We start from the raw sequence: 10,527 nt of genomic DNA on the forward strand, positions 1-10,527 counted from the left end.
TAGATTTCCGGCGGACCGAATTCGCAACTTTTTTATATAAGGAAGTACGTAGGGGCCATGTCCAGCGAAGAGACCGGAGGCGAGGAGAGGCCCCTGAGGAGGCCGCCGCTACAGAGACCCCAGGCGCAACAGCCGCCGGTCCAGGGACAGCCCCTCCCGTTGCCCCAACAGCCTGCAGCGCAGCCGCCGCAACAGCCGCCTCCCCCTCCGCCCCTGCCGCCCCCTCCGCCGCCGGCGGCCACCGGCCCCTATCCCTATCCATATCCTCCGCCTCGGGCGACCCAGAGGGCGTATCCGCCCCCGCCTCCTCCTCCGCCTCTGCCCCTCCAGATGCCCACGTCGCAACCACAGCAGGCGGCCCCGCCGTCCAGAAGGCCCGCCCAGCCGGCCGGCGGCCCATCGCCGTCGCAGACCCTCCCGCTTATCGGCGCGGTTGTGGGCATCGTCGGCGCGGTTCTAGGCATAGCGTCGTTCCTGTTCTCGCTGGGCGACGTGGGGCGGGCCGTGGAGATGCTGTCCATATCGCTGGCGGCGACAGACGTGGTCTTGGCCATAGCGCTCTTCGCCGTATGGAGGGCCTTCTTCAGGAGGAAGTAGCGAAAAACTCCTCGAGCTCCCGCCTCACCCCGTCCTCCCCCTCGACGATCTTGGCCCCTCTCAGCAGATCTTTCAGCTGGACGTATACGTCGGGCTCCAGGAACCTGTGGTCTAGGAACACCAAGGCGCCCCTATCGCCTGGGGACCTGAAGAGCCTCCCGACCGCCTGCCTGACCTTGACCACAGCGCTGTAGAGATAGACGGCGCCCCACGCCGCCTCGGGGCCCAGGCCGGGCGAGAGCTCCTCCACCTTCTTGTCGAGATAGTAGTCCCTCTCGGGGTACGGCACGCCGGCGATCACCACCGTCGACAGGAGGTTGGACCCCTCCCTGGCGTACTCCACCCCCTCGGCGAGCTTGCCCCCCGCCACGGCGAATACGGCGAATTTGGAGCCCAGCTCCATGTCCTCCAGCTCGGTGTCCCTGGCCTCCACGTAGAGCGGTATGTTGAACGTGAGGTACTTCCTGACGGCTTTAAGCACGTCGTAGCTGGGGAAGACCGCGAGCGTGCCTCTGGGCGACGCCGATACGGCCGCCGCGATCCTCCTGGCCATCGCCTTGTACATCTCCTCGCCTCTGGCGCTGTACTTCGACGTGACCGACCTATCGACGACGGCCAGGAAGTTGCCGCGGCCTATATATTTGTCGAGAGGCACGTCGAAAACCCTCGGAGGCCGCTGGAGGGGAACCGCCTTTAGGAACAGATCGACGGGGAGCGAGCCGCTCATGAGGGCGGCCGCCTTCGCCGAGCTCAACACGCCCGACACTATCCTCGACACGTCGTAGGGAACCGCCTTGAGCCTAAGCCCCTCCTCGGACTGCTCGGCGAGCACCATGTACCGCCCCCCCTCGCGCAACGTCTTCAGGAACTCAGCTATGGCGACCAGCGGCGAGTAGGGCGTCGACCCCTCGTCCGCCTTCAGTCTGACGACCTCCACGGCCGCCCTCTCTATCTGGCCCGGCTCGTCGAACAGCGAAAGGGCGTCCCCCACGGACAGAGGGCCTGCCCTCAGCTCCCTCAGGGCCCTCTGGGCCTTGTGGAGATACGCGGCGGCCTCCCTCATGCCGTATCTCTCGGCGTCGGCCCTAGCCCTCCTCACCTCAGCCTCCGTCACCGAGACCGAGTTTATGGAGGCCACGGCGTCGGGGAGCGAGTGCGCCTCGTCGACTATCAAGATGGAGCGGCCCAGGTCCATCCACTGCTCGGCTCTGGGGCTGAAGGCGTAGAAGTAGGTGGCGACCACCACGTCGGCCCAGAGCGCCAGCGCCTTCGCCGACTCGTAGGCGCAAGTCCCGGCTCCGCACGCGGCCTTGACGAAGGACCGCGGCGCCATCGGCGCCTCCGGCTCGAAGGGCTTCGGCGGATAGTACCTGCATTTCCCCAGGCCCCTCAGATAGCGGCATTCGGCGAGGAACTCGGCGTAGGGGAGCCCCCTCAGCTCCCCGTAGCAGCACATATCCTGCTTGTTCCTCAGGAAGGCGTACCTCACCTCGACCCCGCGGGCCCTCAGCCTCGCCAGCTCGCTCAGAGGCTGCAACACCTCGTTTTTGGTCCTCACCAGATAGAGGACCTTGGCCTCGACCTCCTCGGCGTAGGCCAGCGCGGCGGCCAGCGCCGCGGCGGTCTTGCCGAGCCCGGTCGGCGCGTTGGCCAAGACAACCCTGCCCGACCTGAAGCCGTCGAGTATCGCCGCCGCTAGCTCCCTCTGGAGCGGCCTGAAGCTGTCGTAGGGGAAGAAGCGCTCCACCGGCCGGAACCCCAGCAGTGCGATAAAAAACTATTTCGCGCGGTCGAAGGGCCCCTAGGGAGTACGTCGGCCGAATCTGGACGACGGGAACCTAGCCTCCTTGACGCGGCCCAGCGCCAGATCCGCCGCCATTCTGCCCAGCGCAGGTCCGAAGGTCCAGCCCAGCCTGCAGGCGCCGGCGGCGACGACGAGCCGCTCGCCGAGCCTCTCCACGATGGGCAGCCCGTCGGGCGTGCAGGGCCTGTAGCCGACGGCCATGTCGAGAACCTCGACGTCGCCCAGCAGCTTCCTCGCGCCGGCCAGCACCCTCTCGGCGGGCGAGTGGTCCTCCGTGGAGTCCATGTCGAAGCGGCCCGTCGCCTTTATCCACCCGCCCAGGGGAACCACGGCGACGCCCGTATCGGCGAGGTCTATGAACATGGCCCTGGGCCTTCTGGGCGTCTTGACGCGGAACCCGTAGCCCTTGAAGGGAGCAACGGGGAGCCCGAGAAGCCTCGACGTCCTCCAGCCGGCCGCAACCACCACGACGTCGGCCTCCATCCGCCTCCCGCCGGCCACGACGAAGCCGTCGCCGACGGCCTCCGCATAGGCCGCGATCCTGCCCGGCGCCGCCTCCTCGCGGATCCTCCTGGCCGCTAGGTCGGTGGAGAGCCTGGCGGCCTCCAGATAGGCCACGGCCCGCCTCCCCTCGAACTCGGCCTCCTCGAACTTAGGCCTCAGAGGGTCGCGCCTCAGCTCCTCGACCTCCTTATCCACGTCGTCGACCAGCTCGTAGAGGGGCTCCTCGGCGTAGTCGAAGTCGTTCCGCTCCTCGGCGAGCCTCCTGTACTCAGCCCAGGAGAACCTCCCCATCTCCCTCACGGCCTCCCACGCATCCTCGCCGGGATCCCTCCCGTAGGACCTCGCGTAGGCCAATATCCACTTGGGGTCCATATGGCGAATACGCGCGGCGCCTCTGGAGAGCATTGAGAGATAGGCCGTGGGGTACCCGACCGCGTTTATCCTGTTTATCTTGAAGCGGGTGAACTCCAGTATGCCGGCGGCGGCCCTGGAGGCCTCCCCAGGCTCTAGCCCGTCGACGAGGACGACCTCAGCCCCCTCCCTTCTCAGATAGTACGCGGCGAAGAGCCCCACCACGCCGCCTCCGACCACTAATGCCCTCATGCGCATCCCCAACGCCGCGGTTCCTCCGGCATTAGGCCTTCGTCGGGCACCAACCGCCTCAACAGCTCCGCCGCGTGCCTCTCGACGCGGCCGGCCTCAGCGGCGCCTCCCTGAAGGCGTACGGATCCTCGGGGTATGTGGACCCCCACGTCGTAGCCCTCGGCCGGCTTAATATCTATTCCTCTTCCTCCTCGCCCGCCACCATCTCCCTCACCTCGGCCGCCAGGAACCCGAGCACCAGCAAGGCCATGAAGCCCGTCACCACCGGGAGCGGTATGTCGCCGAGGCTCTGCAGGAGGAGGTATATCGTCAACGCGGTGGCGGCCGCGGAGAGGAGGAGCTCCAGCCTCCTCTTGGATGCCCTCTTCCACGATATCCTCAACAGGGAGAAGTTGGCGGAGACGTGGACCACCGAGTTGGCCAACATGGAGATCAACGCCAGCGTTGCGAACGCGGCGGCCAGGCCCAGGGCAAGGTAGGAGGAGTAGAGCGTCAGCGCGTATAGGGCTATCGTGGCCAGCGATGCGTAGAGCGGGCCGGACCTACCCTTGACCTCGCTCAGCTTCCTCGGTATTAGCCCGTGGAAGGACATGGCGTACAGCGTCCTCGAGGCCGCTATCATGAAGGCCAGAGTGGCCAACACGCCGTCGTTGATCGCCGCGAACAGCACGAAGGAGAGGGTCAACAGCCCGAATCTAAGCGCCATGAGGTCCAGTATCGAGCCGCCGGCCCCGCCCAAATATATGAAGTGATCCGCTATGGCGTAGACGTCCAGGGCGGCTAGACCGCCTCCCATCAATATGACCGCGATCACGGCCAGAGGCACGTTGCGCCTGGGGTTTCTGACCTCGCCGGACACCGGCGTTATGGATCCGTAGCCTGTGGGTATGCCGGCGCCCAGTATCGCCGCGGCGGCTAGGGAGCCCGGCGCGACCGGCGCCGACAGGGGGTTGTAGAGCCGCCAGCCCGTCGAGGAGAGGAACAGGAGAGCCACGGCGGCCATGGCCGCCGCCTCGACCACGCTGGCCACCATGGCGTAGCGCGCCGTCGGCTTTATGCCCAAGATCAAGAAGATCGAGGACGCCGCGAAGATCGCCGTGAGGACGGCCAGAGGGGGGAGGCCCACCACCTCGACGAGTATCGAGGACGCGGCTATCACGTAGGCGGCGCCGTAGAGCACCGCGTATATCGTGTAGAGCCAGCCGGTCTCGAAGCCGAGCCTCTTGGTGAGGGAATAGTACGCATATGTGTAGTAGCCGCCGGTCTGCGTGAACCTCGTGGACAGCCTGTAGACCACAAGCCCGTTGATCAACACCATCAGCGTCCCCAGCATTATCGCCAGAGGCGCGATGGCGCCCACCGACGTGAAGACCAATACGCCGTAGGACAAAATGCTGAGGAACGGCGACTGCCCCCCGAAGCTGAGGAAGACGAGGTCCAGAAGGCCGATCTCTCGATGCAGATGGCGGCGAGACCCATGGCTGGGCCCCATCGACATCCCTTTTACATATGTATTTAAGCTTTTAGCCGTCGACGGCACAGACGCCGGGCCGCCCGGCTGCGCGCAGCCGGCCCGTCGCGCGTCGGAGGCCCGACGCCGCGAGTCGCAGTCAGTCCTCGCCCCTCACCACGCCGACGACGAACAGCGGCACCTCGAACTCGCCGCCGTAGTAGTAGAACAGAAGTATCTTGGTTATCTCTCTCAACATGAGCATGAGGGTGCCCCTCCGGATCCCGACGCCCTCAGCCGCCTCCCTCCACGGCCGTGCCTGCAGCACCTTGGATACCAGGGCCAGCTCCAGGGCCTCGCCTAGGGAGGGCCTCCTCGCCCGCGAGGAGTAGAAATATTGCGCCGCGAGGAAGTAAAGCGCGTCGGAGACGTTCTCGAACGTCATGGGGCCTACGGCGTAGGCCACAAGCCTATCTATCTGGTTGCGGGAGAGCTCCGGCTTGGGCTCTATGTCCCAGCCCCAGTCCTCCAGGAGCATTCTGGCCTCGGCGGGGTCCAGATCGCTGTAGGGGCCCATGAGGGAGTGGAGCAACCTCCTCCTGAACTCCACGTTGGCGTACCTCACGTGCTCCGCCGCCTTCCCGTTCAGAGGCTTTATCAGCAGGACGCTGTATTCGCCCGACACCGGGTTGCGCTCCGGCGATATGTGGATGGGCACGTAGCCGTTCCTTATCCAGAACCTGAGGAGCTTGCCGTAGACGCCGAAGCCGACCCCCACCCAGTCGTACCCCCTCCTCCTGGCCTCCTCCTCCACCATCCTCAAGGCCTCGGTCCCCAGCCCCATGTCCTGCGCCGCCGGGTGCGTAGCGATCCTCACGATCCTCCACCCCCTGAGCCTGGCGAATTCGGGCAGACGCCAGTACTTCAGGAAGCGGTCGGGCAGTATGTTGCCCGGCAGCTTGAGGCCCCTCAGGGCGTCCTCTATGAAGTCGTCGCCGAGGCCCCCCTCCTCGGCCAGCTCCAGCGAGACCACCACCTTGCCGTTCTCCAGAGCGACGGCGCGGGCAGTGTGGTGCGGCGCGTCGAGGAGCATCCCCAGGTCGTCGGGCTCGTTCCTGTAGTGGGCCTGGACGTATATGCCGAAAAACCGGCGTAGCCTAGCCTCGTCAGCCGCTATCTCGCCCTCGTCGAGGTAGCGCAGCCTCCTCTCCCTTATCAACGCGTAGTCCTCGTCGCCGAGCTCGTCGGGCTCCGCATCGAGGAGGAACGTGTCGAAGAGCCACCTCTCCACCGGGTCGCCCTTGCCGTAGCGGATGGGCTCCTCCATCTCGTAGATCCTCACGTCCGTGTCGGGGTCCTTCTTGAGGCTCTCGAGGAACCTCATGGAGAACCCCCGCCCCGCGCCCTCGTAGCCGTGGATGGTCGTGGCGAAGATGGTCCTGTCGAACTTCCCGTGTGCGGCGTACAGTATGGGGAGGGGCACCGCCGCCGCCTCGTCGATGGCCACTATGTCGGCCCTCTCCCGCTTCAACAGCTGATAGGGAGTTATGAAGTCGACGAATATGCCCTTGGCCTTGACCGACCTGATCTCCCCCCCTTCCTTCTCGACGCCGGGCTTGTAGCCCAGCGCCTTGAGGCCCTTGAGGAGGAACTCGGCGAGGGTCTGCAGGTTGGGATACTCCATGGCGCTCACCACCAGCTGCACCTGCGACTTCGCCTTCCTGAGCCGATGCCCGAGCCCCGCCAGGCCCAGGCCGAGCGCGGCGCTTTTGCCCCTGCCCCTGTCCGCGATCACCACCAAGGCCTGCTTCCGCCTCGGCTTCTCGTAGAGGCCCTCCATCATGCGGAGGACCTCCACCTGGTCTTGCGTAGCGGCGAGCTGGTAGATCTTGACGGGTATAACCGCCTTCTCGGGCGTCTTGACCTCCGGCTTGACCCACTCGGGAGGCTCGGACGAGGGCCTCCTCAACACCTCCCCCCTCTCCGCGTCGTATATCACTATGCCGTCGTGCTCCCAGAGCTTCCTCCAGAACCTCTCCTTCATCCTATGCCTCACGTCGTTCGGCCTGTACTGCGGCACCAGTAGCGTCGCCTGGAACTTGGTTATGTAGGACCGCCAGACCTCCAGCGGCGGGACCGCCAAGACGTATAGGCCGCCCCCCGCCACGACTCCCCCGAGCCTCCCCACGTCGTTGGGCTTCAGATCGTTGACGAGATCCAGGACCGCGAAGTCGTAGGTGGTCCCCAGAAGCCTCGGCGTGTCCTTATACGGCCTGAACTCCACCTCGAGCGACGAGCCCTCGAGGAGGTCCCTGACGTAGTTCTGCCTCCTGTTGGCGTCGGCGTATTCGGGCTGGAACATATAGAGCCCCCGCCCGCCCCCCGCGACGGATTCGAACGCCCTCAAGGCGTCCGCCACCGCCTCGGCCACCTTCCGGTCGTCCGTCCCGACGATCGCGGCGAGCCTCCGGTGGCGGGCCCTCCTGGCCTTTACGAGCTCCTCCGCCAGCTCCACTTTCAGCACTGCCGCCCCTCCCAACGGGGTTAAAACCTTTCCGCGTCGAGCGGACGACGCGGCAACGCCGGGCCTGGAGCCAGGTCCGCGGGGACCGGCCCGCGAAAACGCCGCGACGGCCGGCAACGGCCGGAGCGCGCCTCAGCCGAAGTGGGACATCAGCTCCGCCAGCTGCTCCCTCGTCAGCTCCAGCGGAGCCTCTGAGGGCGATCTGCCGCCGAGCAGTCTGGCCACCTCCTCCTCGTACGCCGGCAGGTCCTCCCTTCTGTAGAACACCCCTATGGGTATCTTGCCGTAGGGGTCGAGCGTGGGCCACTCGAGGGCTCTCCTGTACGCCTGCTCGAAGTCGGCGGGGTCGTGGCCGGCCGACTCCAGCTTGTACACACGCGCTCTGAACCAGTCGTAGGTGTTTATGCGGTTGAACGTGACGCAGGGGCTCAAGACGTCGACAAGCGCAAATCCTCTATGCCTCAAGGCCTCCGAGACTATCTGCGCCAGATGCGCCACGTCGCCGCTGAAGCCCCTCGCGACGAAGGTGGCCCCGGCCGAGAGGGCCAGCGCCAGGGGGTTTACGGGCGAGTCTATGGAGCCGTAGGGCGTGGTCTTGGTCTTGACGCCCTTGAGGGTGGTCGGCGACATCTGGCCCGTCGTGAGGCCGTAGACCTGGTTGTTGGAGACGATGTAGACAACCCCCACGTTGCGCCTAGCGGCGTGCAGGAAGTGGTTGAGGCCTATGCCGTAGCCGTCGCCGTCTCCGCCCACCCCTATCACGGTCAGCCTGGGGTTCGATATCTTTATGGCTGTGGCCACGGGGAGTATGCGGCCGTGTATGCCGTGCACGCCGTAGGTCTTCATGAAGTGGGGCAGCTGCGAGGAACAGCCTATTCCGGACACCAAGACCACGTCCTCGTTCCTCGCCCCCACCTCGGCGAGGGCTCTCCTCAGAGCCTCCAGTATGCCGTAGTCCCCGCAGCCCGGGCACCAGATGGGGGCCCTCGCCGCGGCGAAATCCATGGGCTTCCTGTCGACTTGGACTTTGACCGACGCCATGGCTACACCAGCTCGGACAGCTCGTCCACGCTGAAGGGCTCGCCCCACCACTTAAGCACTCTCCTCTTGAACTCGACGCCCAGCTCCCTCTTGAGGTAGAGCGCCAGTTGCCCCTCGCGGTTCAGCTCCACGTCTATCAAGGCCCTTCCGCCGTCCAGCGCCTTGGCCGCCGCCTCTCTGTTCAGCGGATAGAGATCTCTGAAGACCACCGCGCCGAGGTCGCGCCGATGGGACAGGAGGTCCAGCACAGGCATGGCGGTGGAGCCCCACGCCACCAGGGCGATCTCCCCCGAGCCGAAGGAGGCCGGCCCCTCCATCTCCTCGGCCACCTTTGCGAGCTTCCTCATCCTCTTGTCGTGCATGGCCCTCCTGACCTCGGGCAGATGTCTGTCTGTTATTACGTCGCCCCGCTCGTCGTGTTCGTCGCTCGTCGCGACGTGCATGCCGCCGGGGATCCCCGGCACCGTCCTCGGCGACACTCCGTCGTCCGTCAGCTTGTAGCGCTTGTACTCCTCCCAGACCACGGGGGAGGTGACCAGCTGCCCCCTCTCTATCTTGAACCTGCCCCAGTCTATATCGTCCACGGTCGCGAGGGACTCGTTGAAGTAGAGGTCTGTGAGCACGACGACCGGCATCTGGTACTTCTCCGCTACGTTGAAGGCCTTGGCGGCGGCGTATAGGCCGTCCTCTATGCTGTACGGCGCAATGACGGCGTGGGGGTACTCGCCGTGCGACGGAGCCAGAGACATGAGCAGATCCGCCTGCTCCGTCTCCGTGGGGAGGCCGGTGCTCGGGCCGCCCCTCTGGCTCAAGAAGACCACGGCCGGCGTCTCGATCATGGCCGCGAGGCCGAAGCCCTCATGCATGAGGTCGAAGCCGCCTCCCGACGTGCCCGTGGCCGCCCTGACCCCCGCGAAGGAGGCCCCCACGACCATGTTCATGGCCGCTATCTCGTCCTCGGCCTGGACCACGGCGACGCCGAACTTGGGGCCGGCCTCGGCCAGGAAGTGCATTATGGGGCTGGCCGGAGTCATGGGGTAGGCCGCGTAGAACCTCATGCCGGCCAGTATGGAGCCCACGGCCAACGCCTCCGCCCCCGACATGAGCAGCCGCCTCTCGCCGGCCCTGGAGAGCCCCCAGACGCTCCCTGCGGCCTTGGCGGCGTGGCGCATCCCCATCTCGGCCGCCTGTATGTTCTGCTCCGCTATCCTCTCGCCCTTCTCGCCGAACTCCCTCCTGAGGAGCTCCGCGAGGATCGACAGATCGACGCCGAGAAGCCCCATGAGGGCTCCCACGGCGACTGTGTTCCTCATTATCTTGTTGCCTGCCTTCAAGGCGTATTCCGTCAGCGGGACGGGGACCTCGCCGGCGCGCTGCGGGCTCTGCCTATCCGCCGCGTCGTAGATGACGTATTTGGCCCTCCCCTCGTAGGCCGCCAGGGCGTTTTTGTTGAGCGCCACGAGGACGTCGTAGGAGTTCCAGTTGCCGTGGCTGTATATCTTCCTGTCGGAAGCCCTGATCTGGTAGAACATGGCGGGGTTCCCCTTTATTATCGAGGCGTACTGGCGGAACGCAAAGACGTGGTAGCCAAGCCTCGCGAGGGAAAGAGCCACGAGCCTGCCGGCGGACTCCACCCCCTCGCCCTGGGCGCCGCTTATTCTGATCGTGACGTCCATGTAGCTGATTCCGTTTTTCATTAATATTAATTATGGAATCTGCTTCAGGCCGTAACGAGCGCCGCATCCCGGTATATATCAATGCGCCGGGCGTATGTACGGACAGATCGGCGGAGGCCCCTCCGCAGTCCCTCTAGGCAACTTCCCGGCGCACCAAATATAAAGGTTTGGCGACGGCGTAGTTCACGGCGTGAACGGACAAGTTCACTGGGCAAACCGCGCCGTGAACCCGACGGATCCTTTTATATGCTGGGACTCACGCCCCCATGATCTTGCTCGACTACGACCCGGCGTCCGGCACAGCACTCATCTCGACTGGGAAGGCCCG

At 65.6% G+C, this 10,527-nt stretch carries 8 protein-coding genes; 1 reads left to right on the plus strand and 7 read right to left on the minus strand.

Annotation, left to right across the window (positions count from 1 at the left end):
- Positions 1–57: 57 nt before the first annotated feature.
- Positions 58–597, plus strand: a complete 540-nt coding sequence (locus tag B7L68_RS08665; RefSeq protein ID WP_081246695.1) for a GlsB/YeaQ/YmgE family stress response membrane protein — start codon at positions 58–60, stop codon at positions 595–597.
- Here B7L68_RS08665 and B7L68_RS05565 read toward each other — a convergent pair.
- The 7 genes from B7L68_RS05565 to B7L68_RS05590 form a co-directional block, all read right to left on the minus strand.
- Positions 584–2,344 (minus strand): ATP-dependent DNA helicase, encoded by a 1,761-nt coding sequence (locus tag B7L68_RS05565; protein WP_081246696.1) that lies wholly within the window; start codon positions 2,342–2,344, stop codon positions 584–586. The two genes, B7L68_RS08665 and B7L68_RS05565, sit on opposite strands and share 14 nt — an antisense overlap.
- Positions 2,345–2,398: 54 nt before the next feature.
- On the minus strand, positions 2,399–3,508 hold the full coding sequence (locus B7L68_RS05570; protein ID WP_081246701.1) for an FAD-binding oxidoreductase: 1,110 nt from the start codon (positions 3,506–3,508) through the stop codon (positions 2,399–2,401).
- Complete coding sequence (locus B7L68_RS08670; RefSeq protein ID WP_162008404.1) at positions 3,505–3,657, minus strand: hypothetical protein; 153 nt, start codon at positions 3,655–3,657, stop codon at positions 3,505–3,507. Before B7L68_RS08670 ends, B7L68_RS05570 begins: the two co-directional genes overlap by 4 nt.
- A gap of 26 nt (positions 3,658–3,683) precedes the next feature.
- Complete coding sequence (locus tag B7L68_RS05575) at positions 3,684–5,000, minus strand: APC family permease (RefSeq protein WP_081246697.1); 1,317 nt, start codon at positions 4,998–5,000, stop codon at positions 3,684–3,686.
- A 118-nt stretch (positions 5,001–5,118) separates the two neighbouring features.
- Complete coding sequence (locus tag B7L68_RS05580) at positions 5,119–7,482, minus strand: tRNA(Met) cytidine acetyltransferase TmcA (protein ID WP_081246698.1); 2,364 nt, start codon at positions 7,480–7,482, stop codon at positions 5,119–5,121.
- 132 nt (positions 7,483–7,614) lie between these two features.
- Positions 7,615–8,523: a thiamine pyrophosphate-dependent enzyme gene (locus B7L68_RS05585; protein WP_081246699.1), complete on the minus strand. Its 909-nt coding sequence runs from the start codon at positions 8,521–8,523 to the stop codon at positions 7,615–7,617.
- A gap of 2 nt (positions 8,524–8,525) precedes the next feature.
- Positions 8,526–10,199, minus strand: a complete 1,674-nt coding sequence (locus B7L68_RS05590) for a 2-oxoacid:acceptor oxidoreductase subunit alpha (protein ID WP_101958013.1) — start codon at positions 10,197–10,199, stop codon at positions 8,526–8,528.
- Positions 10,200–10,527 lie beyond the last annotated feature (328 nt).

Source organism: Thermoproteus sp. CP80 (assembly GCF_002077075.2).
Classification (GTDB): Archaea; Thermoproteota; Thermoprotei; order Thermoproteales; family Thermoproteaceae; genus Thermoproteus.